This window comes from Aureimonas populi (assembly GCF_017815515.1).
In the GTDB taxonomy this organism is placed as follows: domain Bacteria; phylum Pseudomonadota; class Alphaproteobacteria; order Rhizobiales; family Rhizobiaceae; genus Aureimonas; species Aureimonas populi.
This window is the reverse complement of sequence record NZ_CP072611.1, coordinates 3,202,488-3,221,462: the sequence shown is the minus strand read 5'-3', so window position 1 is coordinate 3,221,462 and position 18,975 is coordinate 3,202,488. Positions and strand designations below refer to the sequence as shown.

Sequence of the window (18,975 nt, the reverse complement as noted above, 5' to 3'; positions counted from 1 at the left end):
CCTGCGGCTGGCGGATCGGTCGGTTCGTTACCGGATGGCGTCGTGGCGCACCATGGCGAGGTTCTCGAGGCCGTGGGTGAAGGAAGACAGGAGCTGGGCCACGAAATCCTCCGTGAGGGAGGACACGGGCGAGAAGTTCGGCACGATCATGGACCACTCGAAGGTGATGGCGGGGCGGAAGGGGCGGGCCTGGAGATTGCGCCACGGCATGTAGGAAGCCGTGAACGGATCGACGATGCCGCATCCGAAGCCGGCATCCACCAGGCCGCAGATAATGGTCGTGAGCGGGCTTTCCATGCGAATCTTCGGTGCGCATTTATGCGTGATCATCACCGCATCGAAGCGCCGGCGCATGGAGGAGGCGGAGGCGAGCGCGACGATGTCCCGCTCGTGCAGGTCCTTCGGCTCCACGAAATCCCTCTCCAGCAGGGGATGGCCGGAGGGGGCGATGAAGACGGCTTCCATCGCGGGCAGGTCGTAGGTGGTGATGGCGGAATGGGGAATGCGCTCGTGGACGATGCCGAGGTCGCACCGCCCCGCCGTCACCCAGTCCAGCACCGAGGGCGAGGTCATGCCGTAGAGGGTGATGTCGACGGCGGGCCTGGTTGCGACGAAATCCGCCGTCGCCTTCGGCAGGAAGCTCGTGGCCAGGGCGGGGAGGGCCGCGACCCGCAACGTGCCGCCCCGCCGCTCGCGGATATCCTTGGCCGCCTTCTCGATGCGCTCCAGCCCGATGAAGGAGCGGTCCACCTCGCGATAGAGGGTCACCGCGTCGGCGGTCGGCAGCAGCTTGCTGCCGCGGCGCTCGAACAGGCTGAAGCCGAGATGGAATTCCAGATCGCCGAGGAGGCGACTGACGGCAGGCTGGGTGATACCGAGAAACTTCGCCGCCTCTGTCGCCGAACCGCTCAGTATCACGGCACGGAACGCCTCAACCTGCCTACTTTTCAGCACTCCTGAACACCATTCATTCGATATAACATTTATGCATGAGAGGCTCAAATAAACGCATTTGACGAATGGGAGCAAGTTTCGAAAGGTTACAGGGTGACTGGTTTTGGACAGGGGTCGAAAGATGAGCAAACCACGCAGCGCCCTTCTTGCATCCGCCGCCATGTCGCTCGTTTGGGCCATCCCCGCGAGCGCTCAGGACAATGTCCTCTACGTTGCCGCCTATGGCGGTTCCTATGAGGAACTCATGCGCCAGCAGGTGTTTCCAGCCTTCGAGCAGGAGCACGGCGTTCGCATCGAATACACCGCCGGCAACTCGACCGACACTCTCGCCCGCCTGGTCGCGACGCGCTCGAGCCCGCAGATCGACGTCGCGATCATGGATGACGGGCCGGCCTACCAGGCCATCGCGCTCGGCCTGTGCGGCGACCTGGAGGCGGCGCCGGTCTATGACGATCTGTACGACATGGCCAAGATCAGCGGCAACCAGGCGGTCGGCCTCGGCGCCGTGGCCACCGGCCTCATGTACAATACCCAGTATTTCGAGGAGCAGGGCTGGGAGCCGCCGACCTCGTGGGCGGACCTGAAGGACCCGAAGTTCGCCGGCAAGCTGGTCATCCCGCCGCTGTCGAACACCTACGGGCTGCACGCTCTGGTGATGCAGGCCGAACTCGGCGGCGGGGACGAGCGCAACATCGACCCGGGCTTCGAAGCCTTCGTCAACGAGATCGACGCGAACGTCCTGGCCTACGAGGCCTCTCCGGGGCAGATGACCGCGCTGTTCCAGAGCGGGCAGGCCGTTCTGGGCGTATGGGGCTCGGCGCGCGTCAACTCGCTGGCCAATACCGGCTTTCCGGTGGAGATGGTGTATCCGCAGGAGGGCGCGGTGTCGCTCGGCATCGTCGGCTGCCCCGTCGCGGGGCGGGACAATCCGCTTGCGCAGCAGCTTCTGCAGTATCTCGTGTCTCCGGAGGTGCAGGAAACCGTGGCGCGCGGTTACGGCTACGGGCCGGTGAATCGCAACGCCTCGCTCACCGAGGAAGAGGCGGAGGGCATTCCCTACGGCCCCGAGCAGGTCGGCCAGTTGCGCGTCATCGACTGGGACTACGTCAATCCGGTTCGCGAGGAATGGAACACGCGCTGGACGCGCGAGGTCGAAGGCTGAGCCGAACCACGCCAGAAACCAACTGCGTGCCCCGCCCCGCCGGGGCGGGGCACATCCAATCGAACGGTTTTCCGCCATGAGCTTTCTTACGATCGAACGGCTGACCAAGACCTACGACCAGATCACGGCGGTCGACGCCATCTCGCTCGATATCGAGCGCGGCGAGTTCGTTTCCCTGCTCGGCCCGTCCGGCTGCGGCAAGACGACGACGCTCCAGATGATCGCCGGCTTCGTGGAGGTCACGTCGGGCCGCATCCTCCTCAACGGCCGCGATCTCTCGCAAGTCCCGCCCGCCGAGAGGGGCCTTGGCATCGTCTTCCAGAGCTACGCGCTGTTCCCGCACATGACCGTGGCGCAGAATGTGGGCTTCGGCCTGGAGATGCGGCGCGTGGGCCGCGCCGAGCGCGACAGGAGGATCGCCGCCGCGCTTCAGCTCGTCGGGCTCCAGACGATGGCCGACCGCTACCCGCGCCGGATGTCGGGCGGCCAGCAGCAGCGCGTCGCGCTTGCCCGCGCGCTCGTGATCGAGCCCGATCTCCTGCTTCTGGACGAGCCGCTTTCGAACCTCGACGCCAAGCTGCGCGAGGAGATGCAGGGCGAACTGCGCGACATTCAGGAGCGCACCGGCCTGACCACCATTCTCGTGACCCACGACCAGGCCGAGGCGATGGCGCTTTCGGACCGCGTGGTGGTGATGAACAAGGGCGCGATCGAGCAGGTCGCCCCGCCTGAAACGGCTTACCAGACGCCGACGACCCGGTTCGTAGCCGATTTCCTGGGCCGCACCAACACGCTGGAGGGCCTGTGCGACGGACGCAGCGTCACCGTGCGCGGGCAGGTCTGGTCGCTTGCGGAGGCGCGCGAGGCGGGGCCGATCTTCGTCGCCGTTCGGCCGGAGCGCGTCGCCTTCGGCGGGACGGGGCTTGCCGGGAAGGTGCGCAAGCGCGTCTTCCAGGGCAGCCAGTGGTTCTTCGCGGTGGAGAGCGAGGCCGGGCCGATCTTCGTCCTGGCCCCCAATGGCAGCGGCACGCTGCCGGCGGTGGACGAGGACGTTCATCTGGCGTGGAGCATGGAGGACATGCGCCTTCTCTCCCGCGAGGAGGCAAGGGTCGGATGAGCGTCGTCGCAACCGAGCCCGCCAAGCCGGCGCCCGCCTCCGCGCCCCGTCGCCGCCTTCTTTTCGCGCCTTACCTCCTGAACCTTCCCGCGCTCCTCGTCGTCGGCACGCTCCTGCTCGTGCCGCTGGCGATGACGCTGATCCTCTCCCTGCACTCCTTCGGAATGTACACGGGCGTCTCCAGCGACATCTCGCTCAAGAACTATGCCGAGATCGTCCGCGACCCGTATTTTCACGAGATCTTCCTGCGCACGCTCAGGATATCGTTCCTGACGACGCTTCTGGCCGCCGCCCTGGGCGCGCCGGAAGCCTATATCCTGCACCGCATGAAGGGGGGCTGGCGCGCCTTCTTCCTTCTCGTGATGCTCGGCCCGCTTCTGATCTCGGTGGTGGCGCGCACGCTCGGCTGGGCCATGCTCCTGGGGTCGACGGGCGTCATCAACCAGATGCTGCTCGGCCTCGGAATCCTCTCCGCTCCCGTCCAGTTCATGTATACCGAGACGGGCGTGGTGATCGCGCTGGCCCATGTGCTGATGCCCTTCATGGTCATCTCGGTCTGGGCCGCGCTCCAGAGGCTGGACCCGCAGGTGGAGAATGCGGCGATCTCGCTGGGCGCCTCGCCCTTCACGGTCGTGCGCCGCATCGTGCTTCCGCAGATCATGCCGGGCATCCTCACCGGCTCCATCATCGTCTTCGCCCTTGCGGCCTCCGCCTTCGCGACCCCAGCCATCATCGGCGGACGGCGGCTGAAGGTGGCGGCGACGCTGGCCTACGACGAGTTCCTCTCGACGCTGAACTGGCCGCTCGGCGCGGCCATCGCGGTGCTGCTGCTCCTCGCCAACATCGTGATCATCCTCGGCTGCAACAGGCTGGTGGAGCGTCGCTACTCGCAGGTGTTCCAATGAACCGAAACGGACCGCTGGCGCTCGCCTTCCACGCCTTCGTGGTGACGTTCACGCTCGCGCCCATCCTCATCGTCTGCGTGGTGGCCTTCACGCCCCACGGCTACCTGTCGCTGCCCACCGACGGCCTCTCGCTGCGATGGTTCTACGCCATCGCCGACCGGCCCGAGTTCCTGGCTTCGTTCCGCACGAGCCTGTGGCTCGCCGCCGTCGCCTCGACGATCGCCGTGGTTCTGGCGATCCCCGCGGCCCTCGCCATCGGGCGCATGCAGTTCGCCGGGCGGGGGGCGCTGCTCAGCCTGTTCCAGTCGCCGTTGATGATCCCGCATCTGGTGCTCGGCATCGCGCTGCTGCGCTTCTTCACCGAGGCCGGGCTCGGCATCTCGGGCTGGACGCTCGTCGCCGGACATCTCGTCGTGGTGTTTCCCTTCGCCCTCAGGCTGATCCTGACGACGACCGTGGGGCTCGACCGGCAGATCGAGAACGCCGCCGTCTCGCTGGGCGCCTCGCGCTGGACGACCTTCCGCCGGGTGACGCTGCCGCTGATCCTGCCGGGCGTGGTCTCCGGGTGGATCCTCTCCTTCATCCAGAGCTTCGACGAGGTGACGATGAGCGTGTTCATCTCCACCCCGCAGACGACGACGCTGCCAGTGCGCCTCTTCCTCTACATCCAGGACAATATCGACCCGCTGGTCGCCTCGGTCTCGGCCATCCTGATCGTTCTGACGGTGATCGTGATGGCGGTGATCGACCGCATCTTCGGGATGGAACGGCTCCTGGTCGGCCCCGGCCGCAGCTAACGGACGTGATGATGACCAAAGACTACGACTTCGCCGTCGTCGGCGGCGGGCTGGTCGGCTCCGCCATCGGCTACGGCCTCGTCCAGCGCGGGCTCAAGGTGCTGATGCTCGACGAGGGCGACGTTGCCCGGCGCGCCTCGCGCGGCAATTTCGCGCTCGTCTGGGTGCAGAGCAAGGGCCTCGGCATGCCGCGCTACGCGACCTGGACGCGCCAGTCCTCCGACGGCTGGGCCGCCTTCGCCTCGCAGCTCGAAGGCCATGCGGGCTTCCCGCTGGCCTACCGGCGGCCGGGCGGCTTCCATCTGTGCCTGTCCGAGGACGAGCTGGAGCGGCGCGCGGCCAACATCAACCGCCTGCACAACCAGGCCGATGTCGAGCCCTATCGCATCGAGATCATGGACGGCGACGAAATCCGGCGTCATCTGCCGGAGGTCGGGCCGCAGGTCGTGGGCGGCACCTATTGCGCGCTGGATGGCGACGTGAACTCGCTGAAGCTCTTCCGCGCCCTCCATGCGGGTTTCGCCGCACTGGGTGGCACCTACCGCCCGGGCGCGCTGGTGGAGGCCATCGCGGGCGGGGCGGGCGGTTTCGCGCTGAAGACGGCGGAGGAGACCTTCCACGCCTCGCGCGTGGTGCTGGCGGCGGGCCTCGACAATCTGCGCCTCGGCAAGATGGTCGGCCTCGATGTGCCGGTGCGTCCGTTGCGCGGGCAGGTCATCGTCACCGAGAAGACGGAGCCCTTCCTGGACGTGCCCCTCTCCACCGTGCGCCAGACGGACGAGGGCGGGGTGATGATCGGCGACAGCCAGGAGGAAGCCGACGATCACGGTGTGATGCGCCCCGGCATCAACGCGGTGATGGCGGACCGGGCCGTGCGCATGTTTCCCCGCCTCGGGCGCCTGAACGTCGTCCGCTCCTGGTCGGCCCTGCGCGTCTACAGCCGCGACGGCTTCCCGATCTACGAACAGTCGCCGAGCCATCCGGGCGCCTTCGTCGCCTCGTGCCACTCCGGCGTCACGCTTGCCGCCGCCCATGCGCAGGTGCTTGCCGGACATTTCCATGATGGCGCCCTGCCTGCCGATTTCGATGCCTTCTCCACGAGACGCTTTCATGTTCCAACGGCTTCCTGACCTTTCCGGCGCGCCGGTTTCCTTCACGCTCGACGGCCGAACGGCCGAGGGGCGGGAAGGGGACACGGTGGCGGCCGCCCTTCTTGCCGCCGGTGTCGAGACCTGCCGCACCAGTGCCGTCGGAGCAGAGCCCCGGGCGCCCTACTGCCTGATGGGCGTGTGCTTCGAATGCCTCGTGACCATCGACGGCGTGGGCAACCAGCAGGGCTGCCTCGTGCCGCTGCGGGCGGGAATGGCGGTGGAAACGCAGATCGGACGCGGAAAGAGGGAGCTGGCCCGATGACGCCGCTCGGCCATGTGGGCGAACTTGCCGGAACCTATGACCTCGTCGTGATCGGCGCCGGGCCGGCGGGCATGGCGGCCGCCACCCTCGCCGCCGAGGGCGGGGCCTCCACGCTTCTGGTGGACGAGAATGCGGCGCCCGGCGGCCAGATCTACCGGGGCATCGGGGCCACGCCGCTTCAGCGGCGTGAATTGCTCGGCGAGGACTACTGGAAGGGAGAGGCGCTCACGAAGGCCTTCGCCGCGAGCAAGGCCGCTTACTTCCCGCGTGCCTCCGTCTGGCAGCTTTCTCCCGATCTCGAGCTCGGCATCTCCTCCGGCGGCCGGACGGCGGTGGTCCAGGCGCGGCGCGTGGTGATGGCGACGGGCGCGATGGAGCGGCCGTTCCCCGTCAAGGGCTGGACGCTGCCCGGCGTGATGACAGCCGGGGCCGCGCAGATTCTCCTGAAGACGTCGGGCCTTGCTGCGGACGGCAAGGTCGTCCTCGCCGGCAGCGGCCCGCTCCTGTGGCTCATCGCCGCCCAATATCTGGAAAGCGGCAAGCGCTTCGAGGCCATCCTCGACACGACGCCCGGATCGAACTGGGCCGGAGCGCTTGCCGACCTGCCGCGCTTCCTCGCCTCGCCCTATCTGGCCAAAGGGCTGAGGCTGATGGCCAAGGTCCGGCGCAAGGCGCGCGTGCTGACCGGCGTGACCGCGCTGGAGGCTCTTGGCTCGGGCCGCCTGTCGGGCGTGCGATACACGCGCGGCGGCAAGACGCGGGAGATCGAGGCCGACCACCTCTTCCTGCATCAGGGCGTGGTGCCCAACATCAACATGGCGAGCGCGAGCGGTTGCGAGCTGGACTTCGATCCCCGCCAGCTCGCCTGGAAGCCGAAGCTGGACGAATGGGGCCGCACGAGCGTCGCCGGCATTTCCGTCGCCGGGGACGGCGCCGAGATCGCGGGGGCGGAAGCGGCTGCCGAGCGGGGGCGGATCGCCGGGCTCGACGCCTTGGCGGCGCTGGGGCGGATATCGGCCGCGGAGCGCGACCGCCGTGCCGGCCCGGTGCGGGCCGTGCTCTCCCGCTACGACCGGGGGCGCGCCTTCCTGGACCGCCTCTACCAGCCGGCGCAGCATTTCCGAGTGGCGGGCGACGACACGTTGGCCTGCCGCTGCGAGGAGGTGACGGGGGGCCAGATCCGCGACGCGGTCAAGGCTCTCAACATCACCGGGCCCAACCAGCTCAAGTCCTTCCTCCGCTGCGGCATGGGGCCGTGCCAGGGCCGGCTTTGCGGCCTGACCGTTTCGGAGACCATCGCCGAGGCCCGGTGCGTCTCTGCCGAAACGGTCGGCTACTACCGCCTCCGCGCGCCGGTAAAGCCGATCACACTGGCCGAGCTCGCCACGCTCGAGAAGAGCGAGAGCGACGTTCGCACCGTGGCCCGGGGGTGAGCGTGAGCGACGTCCTGATCATCGGCGGCGGCCTGCACGGCTGCTCGGCGGCTCTGCATCTGACGATGCGGGGCGCGTCTGTGACGCTGGTCGAGAAGGACTATGCGGGCCGTCATGCCTCCGGCGTGAACGCAGGCGGGGTGAGGCGTCTCGGCCGTCATCTGGCCGAGGTGCCGCTCTCCGTCGCCTCGATGGAGCTCTGGCACCGCATCGAGGACCTGGTGGACGACGATTGCGGCTTCGAAAGCCACGGCCAGATCAAGCTGGCCGAATCCGAGGCCGATCTCGACGCGTGCCGGCGCCGTTCGGCCGAGCTGCGGGCCGCGGGCTTCGACCATGAGGAGGTGATCGGCGAGAAGGAGCTGCGCGAGCTCGTGCCGGCCGCCGCTCCCCATGTCGTCGGCGGCCTGATATCGCGCGCGGATGGCGCGGCCTTGCCCTTCAGGACAGTGCAGGCCTTTCGCAACAAGGCCCGGAAGCTTGGCGCCCGCATCATCGAGGGGACGGCGGTGGACGACGTGCGCCGGGAGAGAGCGGCCTTCGCGGCGCGCCTTGCGGACGGGCGCACGCTTCGCGCGCCGGTTCTCGTCAATGCCGCCGGCGCATGGGGCGGCCGGATCGCGGCGCGATTCGGCGAGACGGTGCCGGTCGATGTCGTCGCCCCCATGCTGATGATCACGGAGCGGCGGGCGCCCTTCCTCAAGCCCGTGGTGGGCGCCACCTCCCGGACGCTCTCCTTCAAGCAGTTTTCCAACGGCACCGTGCTGATCGGCGGCGGCTATCTCGGCCACGCGGACCCGGACACGAACCGCACTGTGCTGGACTATGCCAGGCTCGGACAGAATGCCCGCACCGTGCGCGAGCTCTTTCCGGCAATGCGCGACGCCCAAGTCGTCCGGGCCTGGGCGGGCATTGAGGCGCGGACGGCCGACGGCATTCCCGTGATTGGGCCGAGCGCCACCGAGGAGGGCCTTTTCCACTCCTTCGGCTACTCGCTGCACGGCTTCCAGCTCGGCCCGGTCTGCGGGGCCATCCTCGCAGAGCTCGTCTCGACGGGCCGCACGAACCTTCCGATCGCGCCCTTCTCTGTCGAGCGCTTCCGCACCGCCCGCACGGCGTGAACGCGCCCGCCCGGTTCCACCCACGCGCCGCGCGTCCGCCTGGCGCGCCATCCACCGAAAGACCCAAAGGAGATTTCCATGGTCAACCGCATTCTCCAGACGCCGATCATGCATCGCATCGTGGAGCACAACGGCATCGTCTTCCTCGGCGGCCTCATCGCAGATGACCTGTCGCAGAGCATGGGCGGGCAGACGGCGCAGATCTGCCAGAAGCTGGACAAGCTCCTGGCCGAGGCGGGCACGGACAAGAGCAAGCTCCTCTCCGCCATGCTCTACGTTACCGACATGTCGCAGAAGGGCGAGATGAACGAAGCCTGGACGAGCTGGATCGAGGCGCCGGACCTTCCGACCCGCGCGACGATCGGCGTTGCCGATCTGGGAAAGAACGTCCTGATCGAAATCGTCGTCACCGCCGCGCGCTGACGAACGCGCCACGAAGCAGGCCGGGCTCCCCGGCCTGCTTCCGATCACCGTCGCGTCCGCCGCCAGGCTGGCGCCATGGGGCGCGAGCGGAGCCCGGCTTCGGCTCTCTCGATGGCTGGAATCACCTGCATGACAGGCCCTTTGTCCGGGGCGACGTCGCAGGGCTGGCGGACGCCCCGGCCGCGATTTCACGCGCGGGCCGCCAAGGGCCCGACGAGGCAGGTGGCCCCGATCACGATCCGGCCGAGAACTTGAGAAGGAGTGGCTGGGGGACCTGGATTCGAACCAAGACTAACGGAGTCAGAGTCCGCTGTTCTACCCTTAAACTATCCCCCAGCAGGGGCGCCGAAGCGGCGTGCCGCCCGGACGAGGTCTACATACTGCCTCGTGCGGGCGATGCAAGCCCAAAATGCATCGACATGCGCCATGTGCTTCGCCCGGCCTCGCGAACGCGCCTTGTGAAAGCCGGGCAGCTTGCTAAACTCATCGCTAACGAAGAACTTCGCCTCCTGCGCGCTGCAAGGGCTGCGCACGAGGCTGATATGCGAGCGGCCATGTACGGGAACGACACAGCCCGGCCTCGGCGACCGTGAGGGACAGCGGATCGGGGCGGGAAGGCAGCCTGCCGTCGACGACGGCGCAGGGGGAGGGCGATTCGAAAACGCGCCCTCGCCCTGACGGGAGACCGACACGAAAGCGCAAGAAGCGCGCGCGTTCGTGCGCGGCCGAGAATCGGACCGCAACCCAGCGTGCGCCGAAGCCGGCGGGCGACGAGATGCTCGTTTCGGATTCGAATGCGGCCATATCGGGGCAGGAAAAGGCGCGCGCCTCCAAGCGTCGCCGCCGGCGGCGGCGGCGAAAGGGCGAAGGCGTTCCGCCCCATATGCCGGAGGGGCGCGAGCTGCCGGCCGAACTCTCCAGGAAGCTTCGCCAGGCGGAGGAGGCTCTCGGCCGGGCGGTGCGCCGGTCGTCCGAGCCGGAGAGGGCGGTGGCCGGCCGAGGGGCGGTTCCGGGGCAGGCGCGCGCCGACGCGGCCAACGGGCCCGCGCGCGACGGCGGCCGTGCGGGCTGCGCCCCGGCGGCGGGGCGGGCATCGCTGGCCGCCTCCCAACGGGGCGGCGGGCAAGGCCGGGAGAATGGCGAGCAAGGCCCCGCGCCGGTCTATGCGGCGCTGGATCTGGGCACCAACAATTGCCGGCTGCTCGTGGCGGTGCCAACGCGGCCGGGGCAGTTTCGGGTGATCGACGCGTTTTCGCGCATCGTGCGGCTCGGCGAGGGGCTGAGCCGCAGCGGCAGCCTCGGCTCGGCCGCGATGGACCGGGCGCTCGGCGCGCTGGAGATCTGCAGCCAGAAGCTCTCGGCGCGCCAGATGGCCGGCGCGCGGCTCATCGCAACGGAGGCGTGCCGCGCGGCCGCGAACGGGCAGGAATTCCTGGACAGGGTGCGGCGCGAGACGGGGCTGGAGCTGACCATCGTCAGCCGCGAAACGGAGGCGCGGCTGGCCGTCTCCGGCTGCGGCTCGCTGGTCGACCGCTCGGCCCGGGGCGCGGTGCTGTTCGACATCGGCGGAGGCTCCTCCGAAGTCGCGCTGCTCGATTTGCGCGAGGGCCATACGCGCCGGCTCTCGAACCATATCGTGGCGTGGACCTCGCTGCCGGTCGGCGTGGTTTCCCTGGCTGAGCGCTTTGGCGGGCGACATGTCACGCCCGAGCTTTTCCAGGCCATGATCGACCATGTGGGCGAGAAGATCGAGGCCTTCCCCGAGCGCAACCGGCTGGCCGACATCGTCGGCAAGCCCGGCTTCCACCTGCTCGGCACCTCGGGAACGGTGACGACGCTGGCAGGCGTTCAGCTCGGCCTGGAGCGATATGACAGGCGGCAGGTGGACGGGCTTTGGCTGACCGAGCCGGAGGTGGACCGGCTGGTGAGCACGATCGCGGGATGGAGCTTCGAGGAGCGTATCGCCAATCCGTGCATCGGCAGCGAGCGGGCTGACCTCGTGCTGGCCGGCTGCGCCATCCTGGAGGCCATCAGGCGGGTCTGGCCCGCGCGCTCCCTGCGGGTGGCCGATCGCGGGCTTCGCGAGGGGCTGTTGACGGAAATGATGGTGGCCGACGGCGTGTGGCGCCGCGGCGCCCGGACGAGATCGAAAGCAGGCGCATGAGTGGACGGGGTGATGACCGTGGACTGACCGTCCGCGTCAAGAAGAAGCGCGGGATCAAGGAATCGTCCCGCCGCTGGCTGGAGCGCCATCTGAACGACCCGTATGTGCGCCGCTCCAAGGCGGACGGCTATCGCTCGCGCGCGGCCTACAAGCTGATCGAGATCGACGACCGCTACAAGCTCCTGAAACCGGGGATGCGGATCGTGGATCTGGGCGCGGCGCCGGGGGGATGGTGCCAGGTGAGCGTGGAGCGCACGAGGAAGGGCGCCGAGGAGCCGCATGTGGTGGGGATCGACTATCTGCCGGTCGAGCCCATTCCCGGTGCGACCCTGCTGGAGATGGATTTCCTGGACGACGCGGCGCCGCGAAAGCTGCTCGACGCGCTGGGCGGGATGCCCGACATCGTTCTCTCCGACATGGCCGCGCCGACCACGGGGCACCGGCGCACCGACCATTTACGCACCATGCATCTATGCGAGGTGGCCGCCGACTTCGCCGTGCGCACGCTGAAGACCGGCGGCCATTTCCTGACCAAGACCTTCCAGGGCGGCACGGAGGGCGAGCTTCTGGCCATGCTGAAAAAGAATTTCACCAGCGTGCACCACGTCAAGCCGCCTGCCTCGCGAGACGGCTCGGTGGAGCTTTACCTTCTGGCCAAGAGCTTTCGCGGGGCGCGTGGGCGGGCAGTGGACGAGAACGTGGGAGCGGGCGGCGAGGCGTAAGGGCTCGGGCGCCGCGCGACACCTCGCGGGGCCGGCCTGTCGTCGAGCGGGAGCGGCGGCCCGGCCCGCTCACCCGACCGGCACCTGCCGGCCGGCGATCTCGGCCCCCGCATGGGGCGAAAGGCGCAGGAAGAACAGCGACGCCAGCATGGTCAGCCCGCCGACGATGTAGAAGGCGATGGCGAAATTCTCCACGCTCGGAACGGTGCGTCCTTCCAGAACCAGGCCGGCCTCCAGAATCGCCCCCGCCACGGCGACCCCCGCCGCGACGCAGACCTGCTGGAACGCCGCCAGGATCGCCGTCGCATCGCCGGTGCGCGGCCCGGAGACGTCCGCGAAGGCGATGGCGTTGATGGAGGTGAAGACGAGCGAGCGGAAGAAGCCGCCCACCAGCAGCAACATCACCAGAAGAGCCACCGGCGTCTCGGGCCGGACGAGCCCGATCATGCCCATGAAGGCCCCGCCGATGAGCGATGTGGCGACGAGCGTGGAGCGGAAGCCGAAGCGCTTCAGGAGCGGCTTGGCGCACAGCTTCATGGCAATGGCCCCGCCGATGGAGATGGATGTGACGAGGCCGGACTGGAAGGCGCTGTAGCCGAAGCCGAGCTGGAGCATCAGCGGAAACAGGAACGGCACCGCCCCGGCGCCGAGGCGGAAGACACCGCCGCCCGTCACCGCCGCCCGCAAGGTGGGAATGCGAAACAGGGAGATGTCCAGCAGCGGGCGCTCGCGCACCCGCGCGTGGCGCACATAGAGGAGGGCGAAGAAGGCTCCGCCCGCCGACAGGAGAAGGCCGGTGATCGGCGGCAGGGCCGGCAGGGAGATCACCGAAAGGCCGAACACCAGCCCCGCGCAGGCAAGGCCGGACAGGGCGAAGCCGGGCCAGTCGAAGCGCACGTCCCGGACCTTCTCGATCCAGGGCAGGTATCGCTGGGCAAGCAGGATGCCGACGAGCCCTATCGGCAGGTTGATGACGAAGATCCAGCGCCAGTCGGCATAGGTGGAGATCGCGCCCCCCACCGGCGGGCCGACGAGCGGGCCGATCATGGCGGGGATGGAGAACCACGCCATGGCGGAGACGAGCTCGGACCGGGGCGCCGCGCGCACCAGCAGCAGGCGCCCCACCGGCGTCATCATGGCCCCGCCCATGCCCTGGAGGAAGCGCGCGGCCACGAAGCCCTCGAGCGAGGTGGCGACGGCGCAGGCGAGCGACCCCAGCATGAAGACGCCGATGGCGCACTGGAAGATCGCCCTGGCACCGAAGCGGTCGGCCATCCGGCCGGAGATGGGGATGAAGATCGCCAGCGAGACGTAATAGCTCGTGAGCGCCAGCTTGAGGGTGATGGGGCTCGTTCCGATGTCGTCCGCGATGGTGGCCAGCGAGGTCGCGATCACGGTCGAATCCATGTTCTCCATGAACAGGGCGACGGCGAGGACAATCGGGACGATGCGTTTCAAGAAGGCGGCCGGGCGGCTGAATGGGAAGTGCCCCTTATTATCCGGCTCGCCCTTCTCCTGCAACGCCCGCGCGCCAGTTGCGCGTGAAACGGCAACGGAGGACCATCGTCATGGCGCGCAACTCGATCGACCGGCGAAATGCCCTAAAGGCCGCCGCGGCAAGCCTGGCCATCGGCGGGCTCTATCACACGCAGGCAAATGCGCAGGAGGGATCGCAGGAGGCGGCCATGGCGGACGACAATCCCTTCGCACCCGGCTGGCGGCGCTTCCGGATCGGCGAGATCGAGGTGACGCAGGTGCTCGACGGCATCCGGCCCGGCGAGGGGCCGCACCCGACCTTCGGCGAGGACCGGAGCGCGGAGGAGGTGGCGGCCCTGATGGCTGAAAACCTCTTGCCGGAGAATCGCTTCGTCAATTTCTTTCAACCGACGATTCTGCGGATCGGCGGGGAGGTGATCCTCGTCGATACGGGGTTCGGCGCGAGCGGGCGTGAGAACGGCATGGGCCTTCTCGTCCCGCGCATGGCGGCGGCGGGCTTTCGCCCCGAGGACGTGACGATCGTCGTCCTCACCCATCTCCATGGCGATCATATCAATGGCTTGATGGAGGACGGCTCACCCGTTTTCTCCAATGCGACGCTGGCCGTGGGCCGCGTGGAATACGAGTTCTGGACCTCCGACGAGGCGCGGGGCGGTCCGGCCGCCGGCAATGCCGAGGCCGTGGCCGCGCAGGTCGTGCCGCTGGAGCAGGATATCCGCCTGCTGGAGGACGGCGAGGAGGTGGTGCCCGGCCTGCGGGCCCATGCCGCCTTCGGGCACACGCCGGGCATGCTCGTGTTCGAGGTGGGCGCCGGGGCAGACCGCCTGTTTCTCACCGCCGATGCGCTCAGCCAGTTCGTGGTCTCCTTCCAGCGCCCGGACTGGCATGTGCGATTCGACATGGACAAGCAGGCCGCCGTCGATACGCGCCGCCGCCTGCTGGAGATGCTGGCGGAGGAGGGAGTGCCGATGACCGGCTATCACCTGCCGTTCCCCGCGCTCGGCTATGTGATGGCGGAGGGCGAGGCCTACCGCTTCGTGCCCGCGAGCTACCAGCTCGAGGTCTAGCGCCGCGCTTGCTTCCCAAGGCGGCGCGGAAGTGCTAGCAGCCCTTGCCATTCCTTGTCCGGCGGGCGCCCGATGCGCCCGCCCTTTGCCTGCTTCAAGAGGACTGGCCATGGCGCGCATCATCGAAACGGCTACCGGCGCGACGGCGCTCACCTTCGACGACGTGCTGCTTCAGCCGGGTCATTCGGAGGTCATGCCCGGGCAGGTTGACGTGCGCACGCGCATCACCCGCACCATCGACCTCAACCTGCCCATCCTCTCGGCCGCCATGGACACCGTCACGGAGGCGCGGCTCGCCATCGCCATGGCACAGGCCGGCGGCATCGGCGTGATTCACCGCAACTTCACGCCCGTGCAGCAGGCGGAGGAGGTGCGGCAGGTCAAGAAGTTCGAGAGCGGCATGGTGGTCAATCCCGTGACCATCGGCCCGGAGGCGACGCTGGGCGACGCGCGCGCGCTGATGGCCGCGCACCGCATCTCGGGCATTCCCGTGGTGGAGAACGGCGGCGCGGGCGGGCAGACGCGCGGCCGGCTCGTCGGCATCCTCACCAATCGCGACGTGCGCTTCGCCTCCGACGACCGGCAGAAGATCTTCGAGCTGATGACGCGCGAGAACCTCGTCACCGTGCGCGAAAGCGTGGATCAGGACGAGGCCAAGCGCCTGCTGCATCGGCACCGCATCGAGAAGCTTCTGGTCGTGGACGGGCAGGGCCACTGCATCGGCCTCATCACCGTGAAGGACATGGAGAAGTCGCAGCTCAACCCCAACGCCTCGAAGGATGCGCAGGGGCGGCTTCTGGCGGCGGCCGCCACGAGCGTGGGCGACGACGGCTTCGAGCGCGCCGAGCGGCTGATCGAGGCGGGCATCGACCTGATCGTGGTGGACACCGCGCACGGCCATTCGCAGAAGGTGCTCGACGCGGTGGCCCGCGTGAAGCGCCTTTCGAACGAGGTGCAGGTGATCGCGGGCAACGTCGCCACCGGCTCGGGCACGCAGGCGCTGATCGACGCGGGCGCGGACGGCATCAAGGTGGGCATCGGCCCGGGCTCCATCTGCACCACGCGCATCGTGGCCGGCGTAGGCGTGCCACAGCTCTCCGCGATCCTCGACGCGGTGGCCGTGGCCGACAAGGCCGGCGTGCCGGTGATAGCCGACGGCGGCATCAAGTTCTCGGGCGACCTCGCCAAGGCGCTGGCGGCCGGTGCCTCCGCCGCCATGGTCGGCTCGCTGCTGGCCGGCACGGAGGAGAGCCCCGGCGAGGTCTACCTGCATCAGGGCCGCTCCTACAAAGCCTATCGCGGAATGGGCTCCGTGGGCGCCATGGCGCGCGGCTCGGCCGACCGCTACTTCCAGGCCGAGGTGCGCGACACGCTGAAGCTCGTGCCGGAGGGCATCGAAGGGCAGGTGGCCTACAAGGGCGCGGTCTCCACCGTGCTGCACCAGCTCGCGGGCGGCCTGCGCGCCGCCATGGGCTATACGGGCGCGGCGACCCTGCGGGACTTCCGCGAGAACGCGACCTTCGTGCGCATTTCGAACGCCGGCCTGCGCGAGAGCCACGCGCATGACGTGACCATCACCCGCGAGAGCCCGAACTATCCCGGCTTCGGCGCCTGAGGGGCCGAGGGCAGGCACTCGCGGATCATCTCGGCCAGGCGCTCGAAATCGCGCCTGCGCCCGGAAGAGGTGCGGAAGGTCAGTGCCAGCGTACGCGAGGGCGCCGGATCGGCGAAGGGCAGGAAGGCGATGCCCGCATCGCGCCCTTCCGCCTCCAGCGCGCTGCGGGGCACCAGCGTGACGCCGAGCCCGCCCGCCACCATACGGAGCAGCGTCGTCAGGCTGGTCGCGCCCAGCGTGGCCAGGTCGCGCGACTCGGCGATGCGGCACACGTCCAGCGCCTGATCGCGCAGGCAATGGCCTTCCTCCAGGAGAATCAGGCGCTCTCCCTGCAATTGCTGCGGCGAGGCCGGCGTGGCGATCCGCGCCGCCTCGGCCTTCGGCACGGCCAGCAGGAACGGGTCCTGCGCCAGAGGGATCGTCTCCACGCCCTTGCGCTCCACCGGCAGGGCCTGCACCACGCAGTCCAGCTCACCGCGCGCCAGCTCATCTCCCAGCACGGCCGTCACGTTCTCGCGCACGCCGATGGTCAGGCGAGGGTAGGAGCGCGACAACTCCTTCAGCAGGCCGGGCAGGAGATAGGGCGCCAGCGAAGCGATGATGCCGAGGCGCAACTGGCCCGAGAGCAGCTCCTCCCCCGCCTGCGCCAGCGCCTCCAGGTCCCGCACCTCCATCAGGATGCGCCGGGCGCGCGCCCGCACCGTCTCGCCTTCGGGCGTGAGCGCGACGCCCGTGGGGCGCCTTTCGAACAGCGTGGTCCCGAAATCTGCCTCCATCTGCGCGATCTGCGCGGAAAGGGCGGGCTGCGAGATGTTGAGCTTGCGGGCGGCGCGGCCGAAATGCAGCGTTTCCCCGAGAGCCTCGAAATAGCGGAGCTGGCGCAGTGTGAGCATGGCGATAGGATAAACTGATCGGCTCGGCTTGGAAATACGATTGGAAATTATCAAAAGAATCGGTTGGAATGGTTCTGAACTCAAGTCCATGGAGACCGTTATGACCGATAGACCGCGGCTTACGACAACCGCTGGCGCGCCTGTGTCCAGCAACCAGAACTCCAAGACGGTCGGCCCGCGCGGTCCGGTGCTTCTCGAGGATTACCAGCTCATCGAGAAGCTGGCGCACCAGAACCGCGAGCGTCTTCCCGAGCGCGTCGTCCACGCCAAGGGCTGGGGCGCCTACGGCACGCTGACCGTGACCGAGGACATCACGCGCTACTCGCGCGCCAAGGTGTTCTCTGAGGTCGGCAAGAAGACCGAGATGCTGGCCCGCTTCTCGACCGTGGCCGGCGAGCAGGGCGCGGCGGACGCCGAGCGCGACGTGCGCGGCTTCGCGCTGAAATTCTACACCGAGGAGGGCAACTGGGACCTCGTCGGCAACAACACGCCGGTCTTCTTCGTCGGCGACCCCTACAAGTTCCCGGACTTCATCCATACGCAGAAGCGCCATCCGCGCACCAATCTGCGCTCCGCCACCGCCATGTGGGACTTCTGGTCGCTCTGCCCCGAATCGCTGCATCAGGTGACGATCCTGATGTCGGATCGCGGCATCCCGACCGACCCCAGCCGCATGAACGGCTACGGCTCGCACACCTTCTCGCTGTGGAACGACAAGGGAGAGCGCTTCTGGGTAAAGTTCCACTTCAAGACCCGGCAGGGCCACGCCCATTTCACCAACGAGGAGGCCGAAGGCGTCATCGCCAAGTCGCGGGAGAGCTACCAGGAAGCGCTCTACGGCATGATCGAGGCCGGCAAGTTCCCGCAGTGGGACTTCTTCATCCAGGCGATGCCGGAAGCCGAGGCCGAGGAATTCGAGAAGAAGACCGGCTGGAGCGCGTTCGATCTCACCAAGGTGTGGCCGCACGGCATGTATCCGCTGATCAAGGTCGGCGTCATGGAACTGAACCGCAACCCGGAGAACTATTTCTCCGAGATCGAGCAGTCCGCCTTCAACCCGTCCAACGTGGTGCCGGGCATCGGCTTCTCGCCGGACAAGATGCTGCAGGGCCGCCTGTTCTCCTACCCGGACGCGCACCGCTACCGCATCGGCACCCATTACGAGCAGCTTGAGGTCAACAAGCCGCGCTGCCCCGTGGCGCACTACAACCGCGATGGAACGATGCCCTTCGGCCTGAAAACCAACCCGGATGCCTATTACGAGCCGAACTCGTTCAACGGCCCGGTGGAGGACCCCAGCGTGGAGGAGCCGCCGCACCGCTATGCGGGTGAGGTGGGCCGCTACGACTTCCGGGGCGAGGCGGACCATTACAGCCAGCCGCGCGCGCTGTTCGAGCTGTTCGACGACGGGCAGAAGCAGCGCCTGTTCGCCACCCTCGCGGGGGCGATGCAGGGTGTGCCGCAGTTCATCGTGGACCGCCAGCTCGCGCATTTCGACAAGGTCCATCCGGACTATGGCGCGGGCGTTCGCAAGGCTATCGAGGTGCAGACGCGCGACGATGCCGAGCAGAGCCTGACCACCAGCCACAGCGCCGCCGCCGAGTAACGAAAGCGCGATCCATCCGCGAAGGAAGGCCGGGAGCGATCCCGGCCTTTTCTCATTCCGCCCTTGGCCGCTTGTGATCGGACGCG

Annotated in this window: 17 protein-coding genes and 1 tRNA gene; 14 read left to right on the top strand and 4 right to left on the bottom strand. The window is 68.4% G+C overall.

Features of this window, described 5'->3' with window-relative positions; genetic code table 11:
* Positions 1–27 precede the first annotated feature (27 nt).
* The gene (locus J7654_RS15250) at positions 28–918 is read right to left on the bottom strand and encodes a LysR substrate-binding domain-containing protein (RefSeq protein WP_245195525.1); all 891 of its coding nucleotides are present in this window, start codon (positions 916–918) and stop codon (positions 28–30) included.
* Positions 919–1,075: 157 nt separating this feature from the next.
* On the opposite strand from J7654_RS15250, the gene J7654_RS15245 reads away from it, so the two are divergent.
* The 9 genes from J7654_RS15245 (at position 1,076) to J7654_RS15205 (ending at position 9,325) form a co-directional block, all read left to right on the top strand.
* A complete protein-coding gene (locus J7654_RS15245; RefSeq protein ID WP_209736719.1) occupies positions 1,076–2,116 on the top strand; it encodes an ABC transporter substrate-binding protein in 1,041 nt (346 codons plus the stop codon).
* A 76-nt stretch (positions 2,117–2,192) separates the two neighbouring features.
* The gene (locus J7654_RS15240; protein WP_209736718.1) at positions 2,193–3,233 is read left to right on the top strand and encodes an ABC transporter ATP-binding protein; all 1,041 of its coding nucleotides are present in this window, start codon (positions 2,193–2,195) and stop codon (positions 3,231–3,233) included.
* The gene (locus J7654_RS15235; RefSeq protein ID WP_209736717.1) at positions 3,230–4,138 is read left to right on the top strand and encodes an ABC transporter permease; all 909 of its coding nucleotides are present in this window, start codon (positions 3,230–3,232) and stop codon (positions 4,136–4,138) included. The genes J7654_RS15240 and J7654_RS15235 overlap by 4 nt, the downstream gene beginning before the upstream one ends.
* Positions 4,135–4,935, top strand: a complete 801-nt coding sequence (locus tag J7654_RS15230; RefSeq protein WP_209736716.1) for an ABC transporter permease — start codon at positions 4,135–4,137, stop codon at positions 4,933–4,935. Before J7654_RS15235 ends, J7654_RS15230 begins: the two co-directional genes overlap by 4 nt.
* Positions 4,936–4,946: 11 nt before the next feature.
* Positions 4,947–6,065: an NAD(P)/FAD-dependent oxidoreductase gene (locus J7654_RS15225; protein WP_209740604.1), complete on the top strand. Its 1,119-nt coding sequence runs from the start codon at positions 4,947–4,949 to the stop codon at positions 6,063–6,065.
* Positions 6,046–6,348, top strand: coding sequence for a (2Fe-2S)-binding protein (locus J7654_RS15220; protein WP_209736715.1), 303 nt, complete (start codon positions 6,046–6,048; stop codon positions 6,346–6,348). The genes J7654_RS15225 and J7654_RS15220 overlap by 20 nt, the downstream gene beginning before the upstream one ends.
* Positions 6,345–7,781: an FAD/NAD(P)-dependent oxidoreductase gene (locus tag J7654_RS15215; RefSeq protein ID WP_209736714.1), complete on the top strand. Its 1,437-nt coding sequence runs from the start codon at positions 6,345–6,347 to the stop codon at positions 7,779–7,781. Before J7654_RS15220 ends, J7654_RS15215 begins: the two co-directional genes overlap by 4 nt.
* A complete protein-coding gene (locus tag J7654_RS15210) occupies positions 7,778–8,902 on the top strand; it encodes an NAD(P)/FAD-dependent oxidoreductase (protein ID WP_209736713.1) in 1,125 nt (374 codons plus the stop codon). Before J7654_RS15215 ends, J7654_RS15210 begins: the two co-directional genes overlap by 4 nt.
* A 78-nt stretch (positions 8,903–8,980) precedes the next feature.
* Positions 8,981–9,325, top strand: a complete 345-nt coding sequence (locus tag J7654_RS15205) for a RidA family protein (protein ID WP_209736712.1) — start codon at positions 8,981–8,983, stop codon at positions 9,323–9,325.
* Between the two features lie 262 nt (positions 9,326–9,587).
* On the opposite strand, the gene J7654_RS15200 is transcribed toward J7654_RS15205, so the two are convergent.
* Positions 9,588–9,661: transfer RNA gene (locus tag J7654_RS15200), tRNA-Gln, on the bottom strand.
* 547 nt (positions 9,662–10,208) lie between these two features.
* Between J7654_RS15200 and J7654_RS15195 the strand changes: the two genes are divergently transcribed.
* Both J7654_RS15195 and J7654_RS15190 read left to right on the top strand, forming a co-directional pair.
* Entirely contained in the window at positions 10,209–11,489 is a 1,281-nt protein-coding gene (locus tag J7654_RS15195) for a Ppx/GppA phosphatase family protein (RefSeq protein WP_209736711.1), read from the top strand.
* Positions 11,486–12,211 (top strand): RlmE family RNA methyltransferase, encoded by a 726-nt coding sequence (locus tag J7654_RS15190; RefSeq protein ID WP_209736710.1) that lies wholly within the window; start codon positions 11,486–11,488, stop codon positions 12,209–12,211. The genes J7654_RS15195 and J7654_RS15190 overlap by 4 nt, the downstream gene beginning before the upstream one ends.
* Positions 12,212–12,280: 69 nt before the next feature.
* Here the strand turns inward: J7654_RS15190 and J7654_RS15185 are convergent, their stop codons facing one another.
* Entirely contained in the window at positions 12,281–13,669 is a 1,389-nt protein-coding gene (locus J7654_RS15185) for an MFS transporter (protein ID WP_209736709.1), read from the bottom strand.
* Between the two features lie 110 nt (positions 13,670–13,779).
* Here J7654_RS15185 and J7654_RS15180 point away from each other — a divergent pair, with 110 nt between their 5' ends.
* Positions 13,780–14,775 carry an MBL fold metallo-hydrolase gene (locus tag J7654_RS15180; protein ID WP_209736708.1) on the top strand — a complete coding sequence of 332 codons (996 nt, stop codon included), beginning with the start codon at positions 13,780–13,782 and terminating at the stop codon, positions 14,773–14,775.
* Positions 14,776–14,884: 109 nt separating this feature from the next.
* Entirely contained in the window at positions 14,885–16,390 is a 1,506-nt protein-coding gene (gene guaB / locus J7654_RS15175) for an IMP dehydrogenase (protein WP_209736707.1), read from the top strand.
* Here the strand turns inward: guaB and J7654_RS15170 are convergent.
* Positions 16,369–17,283 carry a hydrogen peroxide-inducible genes activator gene (locus J7654_RS15170; RefSeq protein ID WP_209736706.1) on the bottom strand — a complete coding sequence of 305 codons (915 nt, stop codon included), beginning with the start codon at positions 17,281–17,283 and terminating at the stop codon, positions 16,369–16,371. The genes guaB and J7654_RS15170 overlap by 22 nt on opposite strands.
* Positions 17,284–17,383: 100 nt before the next feature.
* On the opposite strand from J7654_RS15170, the gene J7654_RS15165 reads away from it, so the two are divergent.
* The gene (locus J7654_RS15165) at positions 17,384–18,889 is read left to right on the top strand and encodes a catalase (RefSeq protein ID WP_209736705.1); all 1,506 of its coding nucleotides are present in this window, start codon (positions 17,384–17,386) and stop codon (positions 18,887–18,889) included.
* The last annotated feature ends 86 nt before the right edge of the window (positions 18,890–18,975 follow it).